We start from the raw sequence: 569 nt of genomic DNA, 5'->3' as shown, positions 1-569 counted from the left end.
CCGGCCTTCTGCGCCGCTTCCGCCTTGTTCTGCGACAGCGCCGCGAATGCGTCCTGCTCGTCGCGCGTGATCCCGTATTCCTTCGCGACGTTCTCCGCCGTGATGCCCATGTGGTACTGGTTGTACACGTCCCACAGGCCGTCGACGATCATCGTGTCGACCAGCTTCGCGTCGCCCATCCGGAACCCGTCGCGCGAGCCCGGCAGCACGTGCGGCGATGCGCTCATGTTCTCCTGGCCGCCCGCGATCACGATCTCCGCGTCGCCCGCCACGATCGCATTCGCCGCCAGCATCACGGCCTTCAGGCCCGAGCCGCACACCTTGTTGATCGTCATCCCCGGCACTGCCGCCGGCAGCCCGGCCTTGATCAGCGACTGCCGCGCCGGGTTCTGCCCCGAACCGGCCGTCAGCACCTGGCCCATGATCACTTCGCTGACCTGCTCGGGCTTCACGCCCGCACGCTCCAGCACCGCGCGGATCACCGTCGCGCCCAACTCCGGCGCCGCAATCTTCGCAAGCGAGCCGCCGAATTTGCCGACCGCGGTCCGCGCGGCCGATACGATCACTAC

Annotated in this window: 1 protein-coding gene; it reads right to left on the bottom strand. The window is 68.5% G+C overall.

Features of this window, described 5'->3' with window-relative positions; translation table 11 throughout:
• On the bottom strand, positions 1-569 hold a 569-nt coding region (locus tag VL15_RS38905), incomplete at both ends, for a beta-ketoacyl synthase N-terminal-like domain-containing protein (protein WP_048252200.1).

The sequence above is a fragment of the Burkholderia cepacia genome, from assembly GCF_001039005.1.
Lineage (GTDB): Bacteria > Pseudomonadota > Gammaproteobacteria > Burkholderiales > Burkholderiaceae > Burkholderia > Burkholderia theae.
Note: the sequence above shows the minus strand (reverse complement) of the source record. Positions and strands in the feature narration are given on the sequence as shown.